This is a genomic window from Polaribacter marinus (assembly GCF_022662535.1).
Taxonomy (GTDB): domain Bacteria; phylum Bacteroidota; class Bacteroidia; order Flavobacteriales; family Flavobacteriaceae; genus Polaribacter; species Polaribacter marinus.
Window position 1 is genome coordinate 150,027 of the sequence record NZ_JAKQYM010000004.1, and the last position, 24,122, is coordinate 174,148.

Genomic DNA, 24,122 nt, shown 5'->3' on the forward strand with positions numbered 1-24,122 from the left:
TTTTATTTTTTTACAGGAATTAAACTGTTCATTATCTCACTTCTTTTATAGTAGCATTTATTAGCTAACTTGTAAAACGGTATTTTACCTTTGTTTTGATAATGCCATAAAGTAGTTGCATTAATGTTGAGTAGTTCTAAAACTTGTTGCCTGTTTAACAAGTCTTCTTTTGAGTTTAAATTGTGAAACTCTTTTTTAAAGTCTTCTAATTGACTTTTAACGCCGTCTTTGATTAACTCCGTTAACCTTTCAGGACTTACATTTTGTAGTAAAATCGAATTCTGCATTCTTAAAATGTTTAAAATTAAGTTGCAATATTGATTTTGATTGTATGTTTAAAAAAGAGGTGTGGAGGGTGTTTTTTACGTGTTTTTTACGTGTTTTCCAATCTAATTAAATATTGTCTTCGTAATTTATTCTATGGTCGTTCATAGTGCCATATTCTGACTGATATTTATGGGGTGCTTTATCAAAATTTTTAAGTTCAATTTTATAGTTTCTTTTAATAAAATCTTTGTAACTGTCTTTAGTTGCTTTTAAGTTATATTTTATCTTATCGTATTCATTTAAATAAAACCAAATATTAGTTAATTGTCTTTTAGTAGGTTTTTGGCTATCTTGATAATAATTGTCAAAAAGATATTTGAAAAGTTTAAAACAGTCTAAGCTCCATAAATTAGGTTCGTGCTTTGGGTGTTTGTCTTTAACCTCATCAGATTTTTTAATTTCTATTTGTTTAGGTTTTAATGTTTTTAGTTCATTTTGTACTTCTGCCTGTACAATTGAAAATATTAATTCTAATCTATTTGTTGCATCGTTAATATTAATAACTTCAATATCACTTTGAGCGCCTGAAAAATCATTTAATTTTGCTAGATTATTTAGACGTCCGTTTTTCCTTTCAATATAGTTTATTCCGTATTTGCTTTTTAGAAACTCTGATAAATCAATTTCTTTTAAAGGCTTTAATTTAATTTCATTTTTAGTTAATTCTAAATATCTGTTTTGCAAAGAGGTGAAACCGAATTTAGGACTATTCATTGACCAATGTATAAAAGTTTTGTTTTGATGTGTATCGATAAAATCTCTTAGTTTTTCAATCATTTTAACTTCGTTGTCATTTACAAAAAAATAACTTTTAGTTGGGTTGTAATGTATTGCACCAATCCAAAATATTTGATTTTTTAAATCTTCAAAATTTGAGCAACCGTAATGAATAATAATGCAGTTTTCTATTTTTGGTAAAATATTATTTTCGAAGCTCTTTTTTTCTTTTAATTTATTCTCTAAGAGTTTTTTATAATCTCTATGAAAAAAATAGTCTATTCTATTTTGCTTATTTTTAAAATCTTCAATTGTTTCATTCCTGTCATCAGAAAAATCTACTTCCTTATAAAGTTTTTTCAAACATTTTTTTTCTTTTTTTAATTGATGTTTTATAAAAAATAATTCATCAGATTTAGGGTTGTTTTCTTTAAAGAATTGCCAATGCAAAAGATAATGGTCTTCGTTTGCTGTCATTTAGATATTTTTTTATGTACGAAATGTAGAAAATGTAGGTTTAAAAACAACTTTATTTTTTTACTAAAAATATTTAGTTATTTCAAGTGCCAAATCTTTATTGCTTTTACCTATGTAATTTAAAAACATTGCTTCGGTGCTATGTCCTGTAATATTTATTAATAGAGAGGTTGGTATTGTTGAATAAAAGTTAGTAGCAAAGCTACGTCTACCAATATGAGAGGTAACAAGTTCCCATTTTTTATAAGTTCCTGATTGTTTCCTGAATACCTTACTACCTTTTTCGGTTTCAATCATTTTACTACCTTTTGTAGGTTCGTTGATTTCTGCCAATTTGCAAACATCTTTTATAAAGTCATTATACTTTTGGTCTGATATTTTATAAGGAAAGTTTCCGTTTCTTTTATTGAGTATTTCTAAAACCTTTGAGTGTAGAGGTACTGTCATATTTTTGCCAGTTTTTTGTTGAGTAAACTCAATTAAGTGTTTGCCGTTTTCAATTCTTATTAGGTCTTTAGTAAACCTCATAAAATCTGAAATTCTTTGTCCTGTATAACAACTGATAATTAACCAGTCTTTTGCATTTTCTAAACTATCAGTTAATTTGTCTTTATTGATGTTTTCTATTTTGGTTAAGTCTTCAAAGGTTAAGTATATTTTATCTACTTTTTGCCTTTCAACTTTTAAACCGTCTAACTGGTGGTGTGTTTCAATTCCTGAAAACTTTGCGTGTTTACAAAATGTTTTAATAAATACAAACGCTCTTTGGATTGTGTTTTGTGCGTATAATTCAGATTTGCAATAATTGACAAACTCATTCTTAAAATTATCGTTGATGTCTTTTATTAATATGGTTGATTTTCTGTAAGCTTCAAAACGTATTAATAATTGTTTTACTACCTTGATTTTTTTTAAGGTGCTTTTTGTAGTTTCATTTTTACGATAATCAATATAAAAGTCAATATAATTAATTAAGTCTTTTGGTATTTCTTTTTTTTCGGTTGGTGGGTTGTAATAATAATCTATTTGAGAGGTTAACCATTCTTTGTTTATGCTTTCAGGGTTTACAGAATTAAAAGCCTTAAAAACGTGGTTTTCTATTTTATTGAGTTCGTTATTTATTTCAGTTTGTAGGTTTGTAATCTCAATATCTTTAGATTTCTTTTTATGTTGTTTGCTCCAGTAGTTTTTTGAAACCTCAATTTTTGTTTTTGCTCCGAAAACATAGTCTTTAGTATTATGCCTGTATAATAGTCTTAAATTTAAGTTTGATTTCTCTTTAGTTGAGCGGTATAAAAAGTTGATTGAAGCCATTGTATTACATTTTGATAATACAAATATAATCTTTTGTACGATAATTGTACGATAAAAATAAAACTAAGTGAAATTAGAAAAAACAAAATGATATTTAAATATGCTGTAATCACTTGTAGATATTGGTTTTTATTTGTAATTTCGTTGTTGGTTGGTTTTTTTCATAAAGTAGTTTTTTATGAATTTTGTACTCTCTCCGCCTGTACAAAACCTTTAGAATCTTTATTCTAAAGGTTTTTTTATTTTTACATTCGTTATCAATTACAAGAAAATGAGTTTGTAAATCAATAAAGGCGTGAAAATAAAGAAAATAAGAGGCTACAAACGTATTTTTAAAAATATAGAAGATTGGAAAAAAGACAGTCTTCATTTAGATTTAGAAAACTTATTACATTATCAGAGGAACTATGAAAAAGTTTGGGTGCGTCCTTTTAGTGATATTTCTTTTTCAGGATCAAAGATTCCGCAACCCAAAAGAAAAGGGCGTAAATTAATTTTAGAAGGTTTAATAGAGATTTTTAATAGTTGGGAAACTCAATTAAAAACGTTAGGAAAACCTTATTATTTAGCTATTTGGATTTATGAGCCTTATATAGAAAACTCACAAGTAGTTTGTGCAATAGATGGGTTTTTAAATTTTTATGATATTACTTTTTATCGACCTGAAGAACAAAGAAAAATGCCTACTCAAAATTATGGAAGACTTAAAAATGAGTTAGATACTTTTAACTGGATTTATGCTTTAGATGAAAACCATTTTACAAATGAAGATCTTGAACTGACAGAAGATGATTTTATGAGTCAAGAAGATTATAAGGCTAGTAAAAAATGGTATAAGAGAAAATTAAAAGAAAACCCAAGAAGTTTTACCGATAAATTTGATAGAACAACTTATTATACAAATAGAGGTACCGTGTGGGTTGGAACAAGAAGTTAATAATTGCTACTTCTTTTTATTTTTTTTGGTAAGCTTATTGTAACGTGATTTCTTTTTTATTCCTTAAAACCCCAACTTTTATAGTTCCTTCTAGCTTCTAACTGTTGCTCTAACTTGTCTGGTAAGTTTGGAAAAAAATCGATACCTGTTTTACTTTCTACCTCATCAATAGAAACGACAAAATGAGATAAAGGTTTGTTGCTTTCTTGATGTGGCAATAAAAAGGCAATTGCTTTAATTTCTGGCTGTGTATAGTCTAACATAATTTTATAAAACTGTTTGGGTACAGAAACTTTGTCTTTTCCAATTGTTTGCAAATTATGTTCTAAAACACCACCTGTTATAACATAAAGGTGATTGTATTTTTTTGCCCAGTAACGTGTTTTTTGCTCAAGTCGATTCCAAATACCCGCATTAAAATCGTGTTTTTGAGGAGAAATGTTAGAAGTTAAAAAAGTTTCATTAAAACGTTCTTTTGTTGATCGCCTATCTCCTGCAGGACATAGATGTCCACGATCATAACCAGAATTTTTGTAACTTTTCCAATGTGCGGATTTTGTTTTTACTTGAGGGTCTTCATTAAAAAACGGACGTTTACGATTGGTGTAAACAATATCTTTTACATTTAATGAATAGGCAACCCATTCTGCTTGTTCGTGTTTTTCTGAATACGATAAGGTATATCCATTGTGTTTTACAATTTGTCCTGTTGTAGATGTTGGTAAATAATTAAATCCATCAGTTGTAATTTCTATATCGTTAGAAATTATAGTAGAAGCATTCTTGTTTTTTTGTTGAAAATAATAAATAAAGAATAAAACAGCTAAAGCAATTAAAGAGGTGATTCTTCTTTTATTCATTATTTTTTTTTAAGTTGAATAATTTCAAAATCATCTGTTCTTTCTGCTTTTAAAAATAAGTCTTTGGCTTCTTTTGGCGGTACAGTTAACTTTCTTTTTGTTAAGTCTATCCAAGCACCATAAACTTTAATAACGGCAGCTAATTTACCAGCTTCATTAAAAACTTCATGTGTAATTTTCCAGCGTTCGTTGTTTTCTGATAGCCCCGACAATTTGATGTTTACAGAAATGTTTTCACCCAAATGAATTTCTTTTCTAAAAGAAGTTTCTTCAGTAAATAAAATAGGTCCAATATTGTGTTTTGTAAACTCTTCAATAGAAAAGTTTTGTTCTTTAAAATAACGAACTCTTACCTCTGCAGCATACTCATTATATGCTGTATGACGCATGTGTCTGTTTGGGTCAAAATCTGACCATTTGGTAGGAAATGTAACTTGAAAATTCATTTGGTAAAATTAATAAAACCTGATAGTCTACGAAACATATCAGGTTTTATTATTTAATAAATATAGATTTTTAATGTTTTACAATTTCTGAAGAGGTTTGTAGTTTTAATTCGCTTAAAACATTTAAGGCTTCAGAAATGTACATATCTTTAGATAGATTTTTATGCCATGCCAATCTTTTGTCGGCTAAATCTTTATTTTCTTTTAAAAGAGGTAATTCATATAAAGGAGACATAAATGTAAGATTCGATTTATAGTCGAAAACAGATTTAAACTTTTCTATTTCTTTTTCTTTTTCTTTGTTTTCTTTTAAAAACTTTTTATAATTAAGAGAGTAAGAAGTGTCTTCTTGATTTTCTTTTAACCATTTCGCATAATCATTTACTAATTTAAATTTAGTATCTGCAGCCACTCTTTCTTTACTGCGGTAAACCACATCAGCAAAATTAGAATAAGAATTTGTTTGTGTATAATTTGCTTGAGGAACTTTATCCCATTTTAAGGCTCCTTTTAAATCTCTTTCTCCCAATTCCATGTAACTATATCTACTTGGAAGTGCAATGTCTGAATAAACACCTTCTCTTTGTGTAGAACCTCCATTGACTCTGTAGAATTTTTGAATAGTCATTTTTAAATAACCTAAGTCTTCTTGGTATTTTGGATAAAATTGATTGATAGGTAAAATATTTTGCACAGTTCCTTTACCATAAGTTTGATTTCCTCCAATAATTATAGCTCTTTTGTAATCTTGCATAGCAGCCGCAAAAATTTCTGAGGCAGAAGCAGAAAATTCATTAACTAAAACCACCAAAGCTCCGTCCCATTGCATTTTAGGGTCGATATCTTTTTTTATTATTGGGTCTTCTCCTCTGTATTTTACTTGTACAATTGGACCTTTATCAATAAATAAACCAGATATTTCTATGGCAGTTTTTAAAGAGCCACCACCATTATTTCTTAAGTCTACTATTAAACCAGCAACACCTTCTTGTTTTAAACGCTCTATTTCTTTCTCCATATCCTTTGCAGAATCTCTATAATTTTTTTCATCAAAATCTATGTAGAATTTTGGCAAATCTATAATTCCGAATTTCTTACCGTTTTTTTCAACGATGCTAGATTTTACAAAAGTTTCTTCTAATTCTACAACATCTCTAATAATAGAAATTATTTGTGTAGAACCATCTACTTTTTTCTTAACGGTAAGTTTTACTTCTGTTCCTTTTTTTCCTTTAATAAATTTAATGGCATCATCTAAGCGCATACCTACAATATCTAAAGGTTCTTTATCTCCTTGGGCAACTTGCAAAATAATATCTCCGGCTTCTAAATCTCCTTGCTTCCAAGCGGGACCTCCAGAAACCAATTCAGAAACATGGGTGTATATTCCTTTTTTTTGAAGTCTAGCACCAATTCCTTCTAGCTTACCAGACATGTCTTGATCAAAACGTTCTTTTATTCTAGGAGCCATATAGGTAGTATGAGGGTCAAAAGCACCAACCACACTATTTAAAAAAGTTGAAAACCAATCGTCATTTTCTAGTTCTTCAATTCTAATATAAAGTTCTTCCATGCTTTTAAGCACTTCTGCTCTTGCTTCTTTTTCAAAATCATAAAATGATTTTTTCTTGAAGTCTTTATCTTTTTTTGTTTTTTTTTCTTGGAGTTCAATTTTTTCTTGAATCCTGCTTAATGTGTTTAATTTTAGTTGTTTACGCCAGTAATCAATTAGCTCGTTTTCATTTTTTGCAAAAGAAATTTTATCGTAATCTACATCGATATTTTCATTTTTCTTAAAATTAAAAGGTTGTGCTAATATATGTGTATAATAAGATTTTGCATCTTTAATTTTTTCAAGAAATCTACCGTAAACTAAATTGTAAAATGAGACGTCATCATTTAACAATTGATTGTCAATTTCATATTTGTACATAGAAAACTCTTTCAAGTCTTTTTGAGTAAAATAACGTTTACTAGGATCTAGGCCATCAATAAAATCTTTATAAACTTGTTCAGAAAAATCATCATTCATTTCTTTAATAACAAAATGTCCTCGTGTTAAAATGTTTTTTAAAACATAAATTAAAACCTTATCCTTTTCAGGATCAGAGCTTTTTTTTGCACTTGATGCTTGTGTGGTAAAATTTGCTACTAGCAAAAATATTGCCACAAAAATAGAGGTAAACTTAAATTTCGTCTTCATATATCTTCTGTCGTATTTTTATTTTATAATTACTGAAAAGGGTCAGCTAAATTACTAAATTATTGCCAATTTTTTTTTGAATACTACTTTTCTTTAAAAGCTATACAATGTTACATAAATTTACAAAGTGATATTCTTTACAAAATGTTAAAAAGAAAATCGTATAAAATCAATTACATTTGTATTTAAAACACAGAAATATGCAAGAAAAACCATTAATTTTAGTGACTAATGATGATGGCATTACCGCTCCAGGAATTAGAGCGCTTATAAAAATAATGAACAAAATTGGTGAAGTTGTGGTGGTTGCACCCGATAGTCCACAAAGTGGAATGGGACATGCAATTACTGTAGATAATGTATTGCACTGTAATCCGATAACAATAGACGATGGGCCTCAGTTAGAATATACCTGTTCTGGTACACCTGCAGATTGTGTTAAAATGGCTGTGAGTGAAATTCTAAATAAAAAACCAGATTTATGTGTTTCTGGGATAAACCACGGTTCAAACTCTTCTATAAATGTTATTTATTCTGGAACCATGAGTGCAGCTGTTGAAGCTGGTATAGAAGGTATTCCTGCAATTGGGTTTTCTTTATTAGACTTTAAATGGCATGCAGATTTTGTGCCTGCAGAAGAATATGTAAAAAACATTACGTTAAATGCACTTTTAAATGGGATGCCAGAAGGGATTGTTTTAAACGTAAATATCCCTAATTTAAAGCAAGAAGAAATAAAAGGAGTAAAAGTTTGTAGACAGGCAAATGGTTTTTGGAAAGAAAATTTCGACAAACGTAAAAGTCCTTTTGGAAAAGAATATTATTGGCTTTCTGGCGAATTTGTAAATAAAGATAAAGGACAAGATACAGACATTTATGCCTTAGAAAATGGTTATGTTTCTGTTGTTCCTGTTCAATTTGATATGACTGCACATCATATGATTCAAAAACTAAATTCTTGGGAACTGTAAAAAAAAATATACTTATTGGTGTGCTCGTTTCACTTTTTGCAACATTTGGTGGAATTTTCTTGTATTTAGAATACTTTTCGCGTTTTGGCTTTTATGAAACGATAGATATGATTGTTGAAGGTAAATTATATGGAAAAGTACTGTCTTTAGCGGCAATTCCAAATTTGTTTGTATTCTTTATTTTTATCAAAAAAAAACAAGACAATAGAGCCAAGGGAGTGTTAATGGCTACTATTTTAATTGCTTTAATTACATTAATTTTAAAGTTTTTCTAACATGAAATATTATATTATTGTTGGTGAAGCATCAGGAGATTTACACGGTTCTAATTTAATGAAAGCTTTGTATAAAGAAGATGCCAATGCAGAGATACGTTTTTGGGGAGGTGATTTAATGCAGGAAGTAGGCGGCACTTTAGTTAAACACTATAAAGAAAGAGCCTTTATGGGGTTTATAGAAGTGTTATTAAATCTTTCTAAAGTTTTAGGATTTATAAAATTTTGTAAAAAAGATATCTCAGAATTCAATCCGGATGTCATTATTTTTATAGACAATTCTGGTTTTAATTTACGTATTGCAAAGTGGGCAAAAGAAAAGGGTTTTAGAACAAATTATTATATTTCTCCTCAAGTATGGGCAAGTAGATCTGCTAGGGTAAAAGATATTAAAAGAGATATCGATAAAATGTTTGTAATTCTTCCTTTTGAAAAAGAGTTTTACAAAAAATACAATTACGAAGTTTCATTTGTTGGTCATCCTTTAATTGATGGCATTGCGGGAAGAAAACAAGTTGATGAACAGGTTTTTAGAAAAGAAAATAAACTAAATAATAAACCTATAATAGCATTATTACCAGGAAGTAGAAAACAAGAAATAACAAAAATGTTATCTGTTATGTTGTCTTTGGTTGATGATTTTTCGGATTATCAATTTGTAATTGCAGGAGCTCCAAGTCAAGATTACAGTTTTTATCAACAAATAATTGGCAATAGAAAAGTACACTTTATCAACAATAAAACTTACGATTTATTAAGTATTTCTTATGCAGCTTTAGTTGCCTCTGGAACTGCAACTTTAGAAACAGCATTATTTAAAGTGCCCCAAGTTGTATGCTATAAAGGAAGTGCAATTTCGTATCAAATAGCAAAGCGAATAATCACTTTAAAATTCATTTCATTAGTAAATTTAATTATGGATAAAGAAGTGGTAAAAGAGTTAATTCAGAACGATTTTACTAAAAGAAACTTAAAGCAAGAGTTTATTAAGATTCTCGATGAAGCTTCAAGAGAAAAAATGTTTTTAAGCTATTTTGAATTAGAAAAGAAACTAGGAGGAAAAGGAGCATCTGCAAAAGTTGCAAAACAAATAGTGTCTAATTTGAAAGCAACTTAAGAGGTGAGAAAAGTACTTTTTTTATTGTTTTTTTTTTCAATTTTGATGAGTTCTTGCTCGTCATCAAAAAAGCTAGTTAAAAATGATGAAAGGCAGAGCTCTAAAGTAGATAAAATTGTAGCAAACGCAATTAAGTACAAAGGAGTAAGGTATAAATATGGAGGAACCACAACAAAAGGAATGGATTGTTCTGGTGTGCTTTATGTTGCGTTTGGAAAAGAGAACGTGCAATTACCAAGGGTATCTAAAGAGATGGCAAAAAAAGGCAGTAAAATTTCATTGTCTAAAGCCAAAAAAGGAAATTTGTTGTTTTTTAAAACCAATAAAAATAGCAATAGAATAAATCATGTTGGTTTAATTGTATCCGTTAAAAACGGAGAAATCCACTTTATTCACTCTACAACCTCTAGAGGAGTCATTGTTTCTTCTTTATCAGAAAACTATTGGAAAAAAGCTTTTATTAAAGCTACTAAGGTTCTGTAATTCTTTTTTTTAATTTTTTTTTGTAGCTTTATCTTGCAATGAAAAGGCTATTTAATTATTTACCCATGCACTTTTTAGTGCTTCTTGTTTTGGGGATTATTATTCAGTATTACACAGGTTTTTGGCAATTAAAATTTGTAGAAACCTTTATTGTTTTTTTGATTTTAATGATTTCCTTGTATACTTTTAAAAACAAGGTTTTAAGAACAATTTTAAGTTTTTTAATTTTCTTTTTACTAGGTGTCTTTACTACTTTTACTAACGATGATAGAAATTATAGTAATTATTATCAGTATCATTTACAAGATAAATCAGCTATAATTTTAAGAATAAAAAAAATATTAAAACCTGGAAACTATTATTATAAGTACGAAGCTGATGTAGTAAAAGTTGATGAAAAGAAAACAAAAGGATCTGTATTATTAAATATAAAAAAAGATAGCCTTTTTAATGGAGTAGAAGTAGATTATCAAATATATCTTTGTACAAAATTAAAAGAATTAATCCCACCTTTAAATCCGCATCAATTTAATTACAAATCATACTTATCAAAACAAGGGATTCACCATCAGATTTTTATTGATAGGAGTCAATTTTTGAAGTTAAAATCGGTTTCATTTTCTTTACTTGGATTTTCTGCAAAGTTTAGAAGTGCTGTTCAAAAATCATTAAAAAAATACTCATTTTCAAATGATGTATTGGCTGTCATTAATGCTTTGTTATTAGGGCAAAGGCAAGACATTTCTAAAGAACTTATCGAAGATTATTCTCGTGCAGGTGGCATACATATTTTAGCAGTTTCTGGTTTACATGTTGGTGTTTTGTTATCGATTTTATCTTTTCTTTTTAAGCCTCTTGAAAATTTTAAAAAAGGAAAGGTTTTTAAAACAATTTTTGTGGTTTTGTCTCTTTGGATGTTTGCTTTTGTAGCAGGACTTTCTGCTTCTGTTGTAAGGGCAGTAACGATGTTTACTTTTTTAGCAGTTGGTCAATCTCTTCAACGTAAAAATGTAGTTTTTTTTTCACTGATATCTTCTATGCTTTTCTTACTAATATTAAAGCCAATGTTTTTGTTTGACGTAGGTTTTCAATTAAGTTATTTAGCCGTTTTTGGAATTGTATGGATTCAACCAAAACTCTATGCAATTTGGAAGATAAAATTGAAAGGGTTTGATTTTTTTTGGAAATTATTTACCGTTTCTATTGCTGCGCAAGTAGGAGTTTTATTATTAAGTATTTATTATTTCCATCAGTTTCCAGGATTGTTTTTTGTGTCTAATTTAGTGATTATTCCTTTTTTAGGAATTATTTTAGGATGTGGTATAGGTGTTATCATTCTTGCAATTTTTAACATTTTACCTTCATTTCTTGCAAATATTTATGCAACAATTATTTCTTGGATGAATGCTTTTGTAAGTTGGATTTCTCATCAAGAAAATTTTCTTTTTAAAGAATTATATCTTTCTTTTTTAATGATGATTACTTGCTACGTTTTTATGTTTTTGGGCTTGCAGTTTATTATAAAAAAAAGAGCAAAAATTTTGCAGTATTTTTTACTTTCTATTGTTTTTGTTCAAGTTGTTTTTTTGTTAGAGAAACGTCAAAATAAAATAAAAAAGGAGTTCGTTGTTTTTCATAAAAGTAGAAAATCTATCATAGGAAATAGATTAGGGAATAGTTTATTTTTAGCTCATAGTCGAGATAGTTTATTGATAAAAGAAAATAGTATTCAACAATACAAATTGGTAGAAGGAATTCGTGAAGTTAAAGTAATAGATTTTAAAAATATCTTAAAGTTTAATGATGCTACAATTGTATTAGTAGATAGTTTGGGAGTTTATAAACTAGAAAATTTAATAAAACCCATTGTTGTTCTTCAATATTCACCAAAAATTAATTTGAGGAGACTAATTAAAAAATTACAACCCACTATTATTATAGCAGATGGATCTAATTATAAAAGTTATATAAATAGATGGAAATTAATTGGCAAAGATGAAGGCCTGCCTTTTCATTATACAGGAGAAAAAGGTGCGTTTGTTTTAAGGGAGTAACGACTCTTTTTAGCACTAAATTATTTGCTTACTTTTACGTGTTTTTGATTATAGGAAATCAACTTTTTTTTAAGAACCCTTTTTGAAAGATAACCGGGTAATTTATAAAGGATCTCTTCTTTATTGTTCATAAAAACGGTAGTTGGATAAGATAGTTTTCCTTCAGTTAAAACAGCAGCTAATTCATGAAATTGACTTCTGCCTTTTTTTTGGTATTTAAAAGTATAATCTTTGTAAGTAATGTCTTTTTTACCTTCTCCATTTAGTTTTATAGCATAAAAATTTTCATTAACATAATTAATGATTTCTTTATCTGAATAAGTTTCTTCATCCATTTTTTTACACCATCCACACCAATTCGCATAAATAGAAATTAAAATTGGTTTAGGTTTTTTTTCATTCAATTCAATAGCCTTTTCAAAAGAAAGCCAATTGATCTTATCTTGAGCCTTTAAAGCAAAACTCAATAAGAAAAACGTAAAAAGGAAAATAATTTTTTTCATGTTTTTATAGTCGCAAAGTATGTGCCAAATTTACAAAAAAAAATAAAAGCATCGGTTTTCGATGCTTTTATTTAAATTTATAAAAGGTTTAATTATTTTACTCCATGCATTAATTTTTTTATAACAGGATATAATATTGCAGATAAAACAGCTAAGCCAAATGATATAAAAGTCAATAGCCAGAAAAAGCTACTCAATCCTTTTTCCTGAGCGATTGCTTCTGAAGATTCAGCAAATACACCTGCTAATTTCATTCCAATTGCAACAGCTAAATACCAAACACCAAACATAAATGCAATCATACGTGCTGGTACTAATTTAGAAACATAAGATAAAGCTACAGGAGATACACATAATTCTCCCATTGTGTGAAATAAATAAACTAAAACTAGCCAAATAATACTTACAGAAGCAGTTTTTGCTCCAGGTTCAATGCCACCAGCTCCAATCGCAATAACTGCCATTCCTAAGCCTAATAATCCCATTCCAATAGCCCACTTCATATTTGCATTAGGATTGTATTTGCTTTCCCACCATTTAGAAAATAATGGAGCTAAAGTAATGATGTAGAGAGAATTTAAAACTGAAAACCAAGAAGCAGGAATTTCTGCTGTATCTTTTTGAAATTCTTTTGATAACATACCAATAGCAATTATCCAAATAAGAAGAAAACTAATAGATAAAAAGATGTTAGACCACTTGTATTTTGCAAATGTTTTTTGAAAAAGTAAATATAAAACCCAAGTTATAATTCCCAACGGAATCAAAGTCATAAGTGAATTTATAATTTTAAAAATAAAACCAGCATTTCCTTCTAAAACTCTATCTGTATAGTCTCTAGCAAAAACGGTTAATGAACTTGGAGATTGTTCAAAGATAGCCCAAAAGAAGATGGTAATAAAAGCAAAGAACATTACAGCTAACATTCTGTCTCTTAAAATTGGAGTGTATTTAGGTATTCTGATTATTAGTAAAACTACAAATAATACAAAAGCCACAATTATTGCTATTGTTGATCCAGCATATCCCATAAATTCAAATGGAAAAATATTATATTTTCCTTCGGATATTTTTGAAATTGGATCATTGAAAATCCACAATAAACCTAGAAGTGAAGAACATAATATTAATAATTTTTGAATTCCTGTAAAAGGATTTCTTTGCTCTTCATCTATTATTTTTTTGTCATTATTAATTAGTGTATCAATAACATCTTCGTCTTTATCTTTAGGAGTTAAACCAATATCTCCAAAAATATTTTGAGCATACCAAAATTGTAATAAGCCAAATAACATAAAAATTCCTGCAACTCCAAATCCCCATGACCAACCAATTTTTTCACCTAAATAACCACAAAGAAGAATTCCTAAAAAAGCTCCTGCATTTACCCCCATATAAAAGATAGTATAAGCACCATCTTTTTTTTCTGGTTTTTCTGCATACATTTCAGATATAATTGAAGTCATATTAGGCTTAAAGAAACCGCTACCAATAACTAATAAGCCAAGTCCTACATAAATAAAAAATGAAGTTTCTACAGCCATACAAGCATGTCCAAGGGTCATTAATAAAGCACCAATAACCACAGCTTTTCTAATTCCGATTACGTTATCTGCAAAATACCCACCAACCATAGTTGATAAATAGACTAAAGAAGTATAAGTTCCAAAAATGGCAAAGGCCCATTCTCTAGGCCAACCCCAACCATCATCTAGTAAAGAAGCCGTAAAAAAAAGTACCAAAAGCGCACGCATTCCATAGTATGAAAAACGTTCCCACATTTCAGTAAAGAATAAAACGAATAACCCTGCCGGGTGCCCTAAAACTTTGTCTTTAAAAAGACTTTCAAGATTTGTACTCATAAAATTTATTTTAATTTATATAGAAATAGAAAATCTTAATAACATTAGTTAAAAAAGATTTTAATATGCCTTGTTTTAGTTGTCTGCTAATTCAAAGCCTTCGGCTTCATTATTGTGCATTTCAACTTCATTATCTTCAGCTCCATGTGTTAAACGTTTTAATGGTTTTAGTAACGCAATTACAATTAATCCGAAAATTACCGTAAACACAACGATTCCAGTGAAAATAGTATATTCACCAAACTCAGCTGATTTTTCCCCTAAGATACCTGCAACTTTACCTCCAAGACCCGTTGCAGCAAAATATAACCCCATCATTAACGATGCATATTTTGCAGGAGCTAATTTTGTAACAAATGATAAAGATACAGGTGAAGAAGATAATTCACCAATCGTATGGAATAAATATGCTAAAATTAACCATTGCATACCAGAACTACCATTTGCTTCATATTCTCTAACTGCAAGAATCATAAAAACAAAACCAAGTCCCATAATAATGGTTCCTGTTGCCATTTTAAATAATGAAGAGGCTTCTTTATTTTTAAGTTTTCTTTTTGCCCAAATATTAGCAACCCAAACCGCTAATAAAATAATGAAACCAGCATTTAAACCTTGAAACATAGGAGTGGGTATAAGCATACCAAATAACATTCTATCTGTTTTTTGTTCTGTATAAACACTCATTAATCCTCCAGCTTGTTCAAACGCTCCCCAAAAAACAATTACCAATAGAAATGATAATAAAAGAACTAAGAATCGATCTTTCATTATTTTTGAATCTAAATCTTTATAGATCATCATTAAAAGTCCAATAACTAAAGATAAAAACACAAAAAGAGCTCCGTAACCCCAATGATCAACACCTTCTTTAGTATATCCAAAATAGAGTGATATTATTATTAAAACAGTCATAATTCCTAAATGTACAGGAGATTTAAAAATATTATTAAATAATTCTCCAATAGAAACATCACTTTTTTTATCTTCTAATGACATTTTATTACCAACATGAGTAATGTATTTTTGCCCCCAAATATAAACTAGTAAACCTAAAATCATTGCAATTCCTGCAAGACCAAATCCAGCGTGCCATCCCCATTTTGCTACTACCAATCCAATAAAAGATGTTGCTAATAGAGAGCCTAAATTAATTCCAATGTAAAAAATACTAAATCCTTTATCTCTTCTGATATCCCCTTTTTTATAAAGTCCACCAACCATTGTAGAAATATTAGGTTTTAAACACCCAACACCAATAATAATAAAACCTAAACCTGTAAAAAATGCCCAGTCTTGCTCAACGGCTAATACTCCATGACCTATAGATAGAAGTACAGCGCCTAACATTACTGTCTTTTTTTGACCTAATACTTTGTCTGCTAATATCCCTCCAGGAATAGATATGAGGTACACCAACATTACATACCAGCCATATAATTGATAGGCTTCTAACTCTGTCCATCCTAAACCAGGGCCGTTTTTATCTGATGCTTGTGCAATCATATAAATTACTAAAATAGAACGCATCCCATAATATGAAAAACGTTCCCACATTTCAGTGAAAAATAAAACGTATAATCCAACTGGATGTCCAAAAAGTTCTTTTTGATGTGGTAATTTAGCGGTATTACTCATAATTTATCTTTATTATTTAGTTGATTTTTTATTTAAGTTTTCTTCGATAAAGTTAGTCATTTTTGTGAATAAGTTTAAACGAGTGTTTTTTCCTTTGTAAATTCCATGGGTTCTGTCTGGCACAATAAACATATCAAATTGTTTATTAGCTTCAATTAAAGAATTGATCATTCTAAAACTATTTTGTACATGTACATTATCATCACCCGTTCCATGAACTAATAAGTATTTTCCTTTTAATTTTTCTGCATAATTTATTGGTGAGTTTTCATCATATCCTTTTGGATTTTCTTGGGGAGTTCTTAAAAAACGTTCTGTATAAACCGTATCGTAAAAACGCCAAGAAGTAACAGGAGCAACTGCTATGGCTGTAGTAAAAATATCATTTCCTTTTAAAATACAATTTGTACTCATATGCCCACCAAAAGACCAACCCCAAATCCCTATATTATTTTCATCAATATAAGAGCGTTTTGCTAGTTTTTTTGCCGCAGCAATTTGATCTTCCGTTTCATATTTTACCAAGTTTAAATAAGTAGATTTCTTAAAATCACTTCCTTTAAAACCTGTTCCGCGCCCATCAACACAAACAATAATCATTCCTTTTTGTGCCAACATGTTGTGCCAATAATCGTTACTGCTATTCCATGTGTTTCCAACTTGTTGAGAACCCGGACCCGAATATTGAAACATCAACATTGGATATTGTTTATTCTCATCAAAATCAAGAGGTTTTATCATCCACATATTTAAATCGTTTCCATTAATGTTGATGGTAGAAAACTCTTTTGGACTTATTTTATAATTAGATAATCGTTCTTTTAATTGGGTATTGTCTTTAATTACTTTTAACCTTTTTCCATTTCCAGAATACAAAGAATAAACTGGTGGAATTTTTGCAGAAGAGTATGTATTGATAAAGTAGTTAAAGTTTTTGCTAAAAGCAGCATTACTTTGTCCGTCTTTATTTGTTAATAATTTTTTGTTTTTTCCATTTAAACCAATAGCGTATATACCTCTGTTTGTAGAACCATTTTCTACAGATTGATAGTAAATTGTTTTTTTGTCTTTGTTGTAGCCGTAATAATTGGTTACTTCCCAATTTCCTTTTGTAATTTGATTGATAAGTTTTCCGTTAAAATCATAATGATAAATATGATTGAATCCATCTTTTTCACTAGTCCAAATAAAACTATTGTCATTTAAAAAAGTAAGGTTATCGGTAATGTCAACGTAAGCTTTATCCGTTTCATTTAACAACAAAGTAGCGCTTGTTTTTACAGCGTTTACTTTATAAAGGTTTAAATTATTTTGATGACGATTTAAAGTTGTAGCAACTAGAGTGTTTGCATCATTAGACCATTTAATTCTTGGAATATATTCGTAATCACCTAAAGAGATTTTTTTTGTAGTTTTAGTAGAAACAGCATACATGTGTAAGGTAACATCTGCATTTTTTTCTCCTGCTTTTGGATATTTAAAAACTTGTTGAGTTGGGTATTTGTCGTTACCAACAATGTCCATAGAAAAAGTAGGTACATCCGTTTCGTCAAAACGTAAAAAAGCTAAATACTTACTATTCTTACTCCATTCAAAAGCTCTAACAAAGGCAAATTCTTCTTCGTAAACCCAATCGGTAATTCCGTTTATGACGCTGTTTATTTTACCGTCATTTGTAATTTGAGTTATTTTATTCGTTGTAAAGTTTTTAATAAAAAGATTGTTGTCTTTTGCATACGCTACTTTTTGGTTGTCTGGAGAAAAAATTGGTTCTTGAATTCCTTCGCCAATTAAACTTAATTTTTTTGATGCAATATCATAGGCATAAAAAGTTCCTTTAAAAGAATGTCTATATATTTTCTGAAAATTTGTCCCTAAAATTAGTTTGGTTTCATCATTATTAAAACTATAAGAAGAAAAAGAGTTTAAATCTTTTAAATCCGAACTACTTACAATTGTTTCAATTTTTTCTAATGTTTTATAACTGTACTTGTCTACTGTTGTTGATCTTGTTTGTCTATCGTAATTTAGTAAAGAATAAAAATCACCATTCATTGAGTTTAAAGAATTCATTCTTTCTGCATAAAATGTCCCGTTCCAGATTTCTTCTAATGTAATTTCTTTTGTGTTTGAGTTTTGTTTTAAAGTTGTTTGTGAGATAGTATTAAAACTAACAAGCAATAGAATAGTTGCTAAAAGGATTCCTTTTTTCATTATAATCAAAATATTTAATAAAAGTTTGCCAAGTTTACGGAAAAATCAGTAAAAAATGTCTTAAAAAATGATAAATCTTGAATATAACATCTTCTTTTGCGAGATTGAATTATATTTGTTGTTGATCGATTATAGAACAATATATGAGCAAAATAATTTCAGGATTTTCAAAATTAACCAAAGAAGAAAAAATTCAATGGCTAGCAGAAAATTACTTTAATAATACACTAGACACTGTAAAAATTATTAAGCAATATTGGAATATTGACAATGATTTACAACAACTTCACGATGATTTTATAGAAAATACAATTTCTAATTTTTATATGCCTTTGGGTGTTGCTCCTAATTTTATCATTAACGATAGAGTTTATGCTGTTCCTATGGTTGTAGAAGAAAGTTCTGTAGTTGCAGCGGCTTCTTTAGTGGCAAAATTTTGGAGTACAAGAGGAGGCTTTAAAACCAAAGTAATTGGTACAACCAAAATTGGGCAAGTACATTTTATGTTTGCAGGTAATAAAATTGATTTAGAAACATATTTCAATACTAATAAAACAGAGTTATTTGCAGCTACAGCTTCCATAACCAAAAACATGGAAAAACGTGGGGGTGGAATATTAGATATAAAACTAGTAGACAAAACAGATAAATTAGCCAATTATTATCAATTACACATCACTTTTGAAACGAAAGATTCAATGGGAGCAAACTTTATTAACTCTTGCTTAGAGGCAATTGCTAACGAGTTTAGAAATGATGAAATAGAGATTGTAATGAGTATTCTTTCTAACTACGTTCCAGAATGTTTGGTAAGGGCAGAAGTGAGTTGTAAGATTGAAGAATTGGGCGGAGAAAATCCACAAAAATTTGCTGAAAAATTTTACCAAGCAATAAAAATTGCAGAAATAGAACCTTATAGAGCTGTTACTCATAATAAAGGAATTATGAATGGCGTTGATGCGGTTGTTTTAGCAACAGGAAATGATTTTAGAGCAGTAGAAGCAGGTGTGCATGCATATGCTTCTCGTTCTGGACAATACACAAGTCTGTCACATTGTAGTATTGATGATGGAATTTTTAAGTTTTGGATAGAATTACCATTAGCTTTAGGAACTGTTGGCGGATTAACCGCTTTACACCCAATGGCAAAATTGTCTTTAGAAATGTTGCAAAAACCATCTGCAAGAACATTAATGCAAGTTATGGCAGCAGCAGGTTTGGCACAAAATTTTGCTGCCTTAAGAGCCTTAACAACAAAAGGAATTCAGCATGGACACATGAAAATGCACTTGCAGAATATTTTAAATCAATTAGGTGCAACTGAGGAAGAAAAAATAGAAATTACGAATTATTTTGATAAAAGAACAGTTTCTCATTCTGCAGTAGTGACCAAATTTAATCAATTACGAAAACCAATAATAAGTTGGGTTGATTTTTTAAATTTTGATGAAGTTAGAGCGAAACTAAGTACTTTAAAAGTAGATAATGCTCCTGTTTTTGGAAAAATGAATAGTCAGCAAATGATTGAACACTTAAGTGCGGTTACACAAATTGCTAATGGAAATTGGAAAGTTGATGCTTTTGTTTCTGATGATAAGATGGCTCGTAGAAGACCTTTTTTAAACACAGAGAATGAATTGCAAATGGGTTTTAAAGCTTCGTTTTTGTCAGAAGAACCCAATGATTTAAAATTTACTTCTATTGATGCGGCAATTGATGATTTAATTAACCAAATTCAAGTATTTGTAAAAGTCTTTACAGATGATAAAAACAGGATCATCGTTCATCCCTTTTTTGGGGAATTGGATTTTGACTATTGGAAGAAATTTCAAGTGAAACATTTTACACATCATTTTAAACAATTTGGTCTCGTATAATGAATTATTATTCTAACGGAAAACTTTTATTAACAGGAGAATACCTAGTTTTGGATGGTGCAAAATCTTTAGCGGTACCCACAAAATTTGGACAAAATTTAATTGTCGAAAAAATAGACGAACCTCAAATTATTTGGGGAAGTTTTACACATACAGGTGAATGTTGGTTTGAAGCAGTTTTTGATTTACCAAAATTGCGTTTAATTAGTTGTACCTTTAATTCTGATAAAGAAGGAAGTGGAGAAGTTATTGCAGAAACCTTGTTGGATATTTTAAAAGAAGCCCAAAACTTAAATCCAGCTTTTTTAGAATCAGAAAATGGATTTGTAGTAAAAACAAGGCTAAATTTCCCGAGAAACTGGGGGTTAGGAAGCTCATCAACCTTAATCAATTCAATGGCTTCTTGGGCAAAAGTAGATGCTTTTAAGCTCTTATGGAATTCCTTTAAAGGAAGTGGTTATGATGTAGCTTGTGCACAAAATGATACGCCTGTTTTTTATCAAATAGAAAATATTCTTTCGTCTGAGCTTGAGATGACACCTAAAGTAGAGCAAGTTGAATTTAACCCAAGTTTTAAAGAAAATTTATTTTTTGTATATCTAAATCAAAAACAAGATTCAAAAGAAGGAATTGCAAAATTTAGAGAAAGTGATATTAATTTTGGTAAAGAAATAAAAAGGATTTCAGAAATTTCTGAAGAATTATTAAAAGTTGAATCCTTAGAAAAATTTGAAAAATTAATTGTTGAGCATGAGCAAATTATCAGTTCTATTATCAAATTAAAAACAGTAAAAGAAAAATTATTTCCAGATTATTTTGGAGCTATAAAAAGTTTAGGTGCATGGGGGGGAGATTTTGTTTTAGTAACAGGAAATTCATCAACACCAGCATATTTTAAAAAGAAAGGATTCGAAACTATTTTGACTTATCATCAGATGGTTTTATAATAAATATATTAGGTTTTGACTGAGTTTGACCTGATAATTAATATTCTAAATGCCTCCTAGAGCATTACTGAAAGCAAAAATATTTTGTATGAAAGTAGCGAACGTAGTTCTTGATAGGTTTTATACAAGAAAAAAATGAATAAAGTAATAATTATTGGAGGTGGAGCAGCAGGATATTTTACAGCAATTAATGCAAAAGAAAATAATCCTGATTTAGATATTACGATTCTTGAAAAAGGAAAAGATGTCTTACAAAAAGTAAAGATTTCTGGAGGTGGAAGATGTAATGTTACACATGCATGTTTTGAGCCAAAAGAATTGGTGAAATTTTATCCAAGAGGAGAAAAAGAATTGTTAGGCCCTTTTCATCAATTTATGACCGGTGATACTTTTGAATGGTTTGAAAATAGAGGGGTTCCTTTAAAAATAGAAGATGATAATCGTGTTTTTCCAGAGGCGAATACTAGTCAAGCAATTATAGATTGTTTTCAAAAAGCTGTTGATAACTTAGGCATTAAAGTGTTGACAAACTCTGGTGTAAATTCGGTTTCTCAACAAGATAATAAATGGGTTATCAACACAAAAGAGCAAAACTTTGAAGCTGATAAATTAGTAATCGCTGCAGGAAGTTCTAAGAAAGTTTGGGATTTATGTAAAACATTAGATCATTCTATAATAGAGCCTGTTCCATCTTTGTTTACCTTTAATATCAATGACAAACGTTTGGTAGATTTATTAGGGACTTCGGTTCCGAATGCTACGGTTACGATTTCTGGAACAAAATTAGAAGCATCAGGTCCTTTGTTAATTACCCATTGGGGAATGAGTGGGCCAGCAATTTTAAAATTGTCTGCTTTTGGAGCAAGAATTTTAGCAGATAAAAATTACCAATACAACGTAGAAGTAAATTGGTTGTCTAGACCTACCGATAAAGTATTGAATGTTTTATTAAATTTAAAAAAGAAAGAACCTAGAAAAACAGTCATTTTAAAATCTCCTTTTGTAGAGGTTTCTAAAAGATTGTGGGAGCGGTTTGTTTTGTTTTCGGGTATTTCTAAAACTCATAATTGGGCTGATTTAAGTAGTGTGCAATTAGAAAATTTAGCAAATCAATTAACCAAAGGAATCTACAATGCAAATGGAAGAACTACTTTTAAAGATGAATTTGTAACGGCTGGTGGAATCGATTTAAAAGAAATCAATTTTAAACGTTTTGAAAGTAAGAAACATCAAAATTTATTCTTTGTTGGAGAAGTTTTAAACATTGATGCCGTTACTGGAGGTTTTAACTTTCAGAATGCTTGGACTGGTGGGTTTATTTGTGCGAATGCTTTGGCAGAGGATTAATATTAATTGTCATTTCTATGATAGGAGAAATCGTATCATAATTATATGATTCCTTAATTGCCTAAAAAGGCTTATTTTGGAAAGATAAATTAACAAGTAAAAACAATAACTAATTGTTATGGCAAGAACAGAATCAAACGAATTTAAAAACGGAACAATAGCACCCGATTTTAAATTATTAAATACAGTTGATGCTACTTTTCTTACTTTAGATAGCGTAAAAGGAGATAAAGGAACTGTAATTATGTTTATTTGTAACCATTGTCCATTTGTAATTCATGTAAATGATGAATTGGTAAAAATGGCCAATGAATATCAACAAAAAGGGATTAATTTTATAGCAATTAGTTCTAATGATGTAGAAAATTATCCGCAAGATGCTCCTAAATTAATGCAAAAAATAGCAAAAGAGTTAAAGTATCCTTTCCCGTATTTGTATGATGAAACTCAAGTTGTAGCAAAAGTATATGATGCCGCTTGTACTCCAGATTTCTATGTGTTTGATGCCAGCTTAAAGTCGGTGTATCACGGACAATTAGATGACTCTAGACCAGGAAATGGAAAACCGGTTACAGGAAAAGATTTAAGAAGTTCTTTAGACAACTTGTTAGAAAACAAACCTGTTTTAGAAAACCAAAAACCAAGTATGGGTTGTGGAATCAAATGGAAGTAATTTGATTCTATTTTTTTCTTTGAGTGTACTTTCTATGAGTTTTTATCAGTCGATATCTTAAATCATCATAAAAAAGACTCATAAGTAAAATAATAGCAGCAAAAATAAGAGTGTTTAATTTTAGGTTGAATTTAGAATATAATAATCCACCCACTAAACCACCCGCAAAAAAGAAAGAAATAATAAATATTCGGAGCTTGATATTTGCTTTCAATTTTTCTCTTTGTGGATGTGATCTTGGAAAAAATAGTTGAGATAGGTCGATACCTAAATCGGTAAACAACCCTGTAAGGTGTGTTGTTCTAACAATTGCATTTGAAATTTTTGTGACAAATGAATTTTGAATACCCATAGCAAAAAGAAGCAAGCAAATAATGATATTCGGGAATTCTATTTTAATAAGATCACTTAATAATCCTATTGAAATTAATACAATAGATTCTATAATTGTGGGAATAAAGAAAACATTTAGCTGTTTATTTTCATTAAACTTCTCTATCAATACACTTGATAAAAATGAGCCAAAGAGAAAAGAAAATATGTATAAGAAGTATATTGTGCCTTTCCAAACCTCAAATTCTGCTACATCATTGATAAATAAGGCAAAATGACCAGTTACGTTAGTTGTTAGTTGTTTAAAAGATAAAAAACCAGTTACGTTTACAATTCCGGCTACAAATGACAAAACTGTAGCAATGCGTAGATTGTGTTTTAAAGTTCTATTTTTACCTTGATGTCTAAACATGCTGTCTTATTTATCTTTTAGTTTTAAAAGTAGAAATTAAATATAGTGTAAAGTTAAATTTTTAGTACAAACGGTATTGATATAATCCATGAAAATTTATATAAAAAAAGGATGAACTTTATGTTCATCCTTTTT

General features: G+C 29.3%; 21 protein-coding genes and 1 pseudogene. 11 read left to right on the forward strand and 11 right to left on the reverse strand.

Annotated elements, in window-relative coordinates; genetic code table 11:
* Nucleotides 1-2: 2 nt before the first annotated feature.
* The 3 genes from MC378_RS07365 to MC378_RS07375 all read right to left on the reverse strand — a co-directional run bounded on the left by MC378_RS07365 (nucleotide 3) and on the right by MC378_RS07375 (nucleotide 2,835).
* Nucleotides 3-287, reverse strand: a complete 285-nt coding sequence (locus tag MC378_RS07365; protein ID WP_242178110.1) for a helix-turn-helix domain-containing protein — start codon at nucleotides 285-287, stop codon at nucleotides 3-5.
* Nucleotides 288-393: 106 nt separating this feature from the next.
* Entirely contained in the window at nucleotides 394-1,521 is a 1,128-nt protein-coding gene (locus MC378_RS07370; RefSeq protein ID WP_242178111.1) for a hypothetical protein, read from the reverse strand.
* 63 nt (nucleotides 1,522-1,584) lie between these two features.
* On the reverse strand, nucleotides 1,585-2,835 hold the full coding sequence (locus MC378_RS07375) for a tyrosine-type recombinase/integrase (protein WP_242178112.1): 1,251 nt from the start codon (nucleotides 2,833-2,835) through the stop codon (nucleotides 1,585-1,587).
* Between the two features lie 295 nt (nucleotides 2,836-3,130).
* On the opposite strand from MC378_RS07375, the gene MC378_RS07380 reads away from it, so the two are divergent.
* Nucleotides 3,131-3,772 (forward strand): hypothetical protein, encoded by a 642-nt coding sequence (locus MC378_RS07380; protein ID WP_242178113.1) that lies wholly within the window; start codon nucleotides 3,131-3,133, stop codon nucleotides 3,770-3,772.
* A 56-nt stretch (nucleotides 3,773-3,828) separates the two neighbouring features.
* Here the strand turns inward: MC378_RS07380 and MC378_RS07385 are convergent, their stop codons facing one another.
* The 3 genes from MC378_RS07385 to MC378_RS07395 form a co-directional block, all read right to left on the reverse strand.
* Nucleotides 3,829-4,632, reverse strand: coding sequence for a DNA/RNA non-specific endonuclease (locus tag MC378_RS07385; RefSeq protein ID WP_242178114.1), 804 nt, complete (start codon nucleotides 4,630-4,632; stop codon nucleotides 3,829-3,831).
* Nucleotides 4,632-5,078, reverse strand: a complete 447-nt coding sequence (locus tag MC378_RS07390) for an acyl-CoA thioesterase (RefSeq protein WP_242178115.1) — start codon at nucleotides 5,076-5,078, stop codon at nucleotides 4,632-4,634. Before MC378_RS07390 ends, MC378_RS07385 begins: the two co-directional genes overlap by 1 nt.
* Nucleotides 5,079-5,148: 70 nt before the next feature.
* Nucleotides 5,149-7,281: a carboxy terminal-processing peptidase gene (locus tag MC378_RS07395; RefSeq protein ID WP_242178116.1), complete on the reverse strand. Its 2,133-nt coding sequence runs from the start codon at nucleotides 7,279-7,281 to the stop codon at nucleotides 5,149-5,151.
* A gap of 200 nt (nucleotides 7,282-7,481) precedes the next feature.
* Between MC378_RS07395 and surE the strand changes: the two genes are divergently transcribed.
* The 5 genes from surE to MC378_RS07420 are packed head-to-tail and all read left to right on the forward strand — an operon-like array spanning nucleotide 7,482 to nucleotide 12,181.
* Complete coding sequence (gene surE, locus MC378_RS07400) at nucleotides 7,482-8,252, forward strand: 5'/3'-nucleotidase SurE (protein WP_242178117.1); 771 nt, start codon at nucleotides 7,482-7,484, stop codon at nucleotides 8,250-8,252.
* A complete protein-coding gene (locus MC378_RS07405) occupies nucleotides 8,240-8,527 on the forward strand; it encodes a hypothetical protein (RefSeq protein ID WP_242178118.1) in 288 nt (95 codons plus the stop codon). Before surE ends, MC378_RS07405 begins: the two co-directional genes overlap by 13 nt.
* A gap of 1 nt (nucleotide 8,528) precedes the next feature.
* On the forward strand, nucleotides 8,529-9,644 hold the full coding sequence (lpxB, locus tag MC378_RS07410; protein ID WP_242178119.1) for a lipid-A-disaccharide synthase: 1,116 nt from the start codon (nucleotides 8,529-8,531) through the stop codon (nucleotides 9,642-9,644).
* Between the two features lie 45 nt (nucleotides 9,645-9,689).
* Nucleotides 9,690-10,127 carry a C40 family peptidase gene (locus tag MC378_RS07415; RefSeq protein ID WP_242178120.1) on the forward strand — a complete coding sequence of 146 codons (438 nt, stop codon included), beginning with the start codon at nucleotides 9,690-9,692 and terminating at the stop codon, nucleotides 10,125-10,127.
* Nucleotides 10,128-10,165: 38 nt separating this feature from the next.
* A complete protein-coding gene (locus MC378_RS07420; RefSeq protein WP_242178121.1) occupies nucleotides 10,166-12,181 on the forward strand; it encodes a ComEC/Rec2 family competence protein in 2,016 nt (671 codons plus the stop codon).
* A 20-nt stretch (nucleotides 12,182-12,201) separates the two neighbouring features.
* On the opposite strand, the gene MC378_RS07425 is transcribed toward MC378_RS07420, so the two are convergent.
* The 4 genes from MC378_RS07425 to MC378_RS07440 all read right to left on the reverse strand — a co-directional run bounded on the left by MC378_RS07425 (nucleotide 12,202) and on the right by MC378_RS07440 (nucleotide 18,398).
* Nucleotides 12,202-12,684, reverse strand: a complete 483-nt coding sequence (locus MC378_RS07425; protein ID WP_242178122.1) for a thioredoxin family protein — start codon at nucleotides 12,682-12,684, stop codon at nucleotides 12,202-12,204.
* Between the two features lie 92 nt (nucleotides 12,685-12,776).
* A complete protein-coding gene (locus tag MC378_RS07430; protein ID WP_242178123.1) occupies nucleotides 12,777-14,546 on the reverse strand; it encodes a peptide MFS transporter in 1,770 nt (589 codons plus the stop codon).
* Nucleotides 14,547-14,621: 75 nt separating this feature from the next.
* The gene (locus MC378_RS07435; protein ID WP_242178124.1) at nucleotides 14,622-16,184 is read right to left on the reverse strand and encodes a peptide MFS transporter; all 1,563 of its coding nucleotides are present in this window, start codon (nucleotides 16,182-16,184) and stop codon (nucleotides 14,622-14,624) included.
* 12 nt (nucleotides 16,185-16,196) lie between these two features.
* Entirely contained in the window at nucleotides 16,197-18,398 is a 2,202-nt protein-coding gene (locus MC378_RS07440; RefSeq protein ID WP_242178125.1) for a S9 family peptidase, read from the reverse strand.
* Nucleotides 18,399-18,541: 143 nt separating this feature from the next.
* On the opposite strand from MC378_RS07440, the pseudogene MC378_RS07445 reads away from it, so the two are divergent.
* The 5 genes and pseudogenes from MC378_RS07445 to MC378_RS07460 all read left to right on the forward strand — a co-directional run.
* Nucleotides 18,542-19,810, forward strand: a pseudogene (locus MC378_RS07445) (hydroxymethylglutaryl-CoA reductase, degradative); the annotation flags it as partial.
* Complete coding sequence (locus MC378_RS15460) at nucleotides 19,784-20,275, forward strand: DUF1569 domain-containing protein (protein ID WP_420851005.1); 492 nt, start codon at nucleotides 19,784-19,786, stop codon at nucleotides 20,273-20,275. The pseudogene MC378_RS07445 and the gene MC378_RS15460, both read left to right, overlap by 27 nt.
* Nucleotides 20,275-21,222: a GYDIA family GHMP kinase gene (locus MC378_RS07450; protein WP_242178127.1), complete on the forward strand. Its 948-nt coding sequence runs from the start codon at nucleotides 20,275-20,277 to the stop codon at nucleotides 21,220-21,222. The genes MC378_RS15460 and MC378_RS07450 overlap by 1 nt, the downstream gene beginning before the upstream one ends.
* 135 nt (nucleotides 21,223-21,357) lie before the next feature.
* On the forward strand, nucleotides 21,358-22,569 hold the full coding sequence (locus MC378_RS07455) for a BaiN/RdsA family NAD(P)/FAD-dependent oxidoreductase (protein WP_242178128.1): 1,212 nt from the start codon (nucleotides 21,358-21,360) through the stop codon (nucleotides 22,567-22,569).
* Nucleotides 22,570-22,687: 118 nt separating this feature from the next.
* Entirely contained in the window at nucleotides 22,688-23,242 is a 555-nt protein-coding gene (locus MC378_RS07460; RefSeq protein ID WP_242178129.1) for a thioredoxin family protein, read from the forward strand.
* 7 nt (nucleotides 23,243-23,249) lie between these two features.
* Here MC378_RS07460 and MC378_RS07465 read toward each other — a convergent pair whose 3' ends face one another.
* Nucleotides 23,250-23,987: a YoaK family protein gene (locus tag MC378_RS07465; RefSeq protein WP_242178130.1), complete on the reverse strand. Its 738-nt coding sequence runs from the start codon at nucleotides 23,985-23,987 to the stop codon at nucleotides 23,250-23,252.
* Between the last annotated feature and the right edge of the window lie 135 nt (nucleotides 23,988-24,122).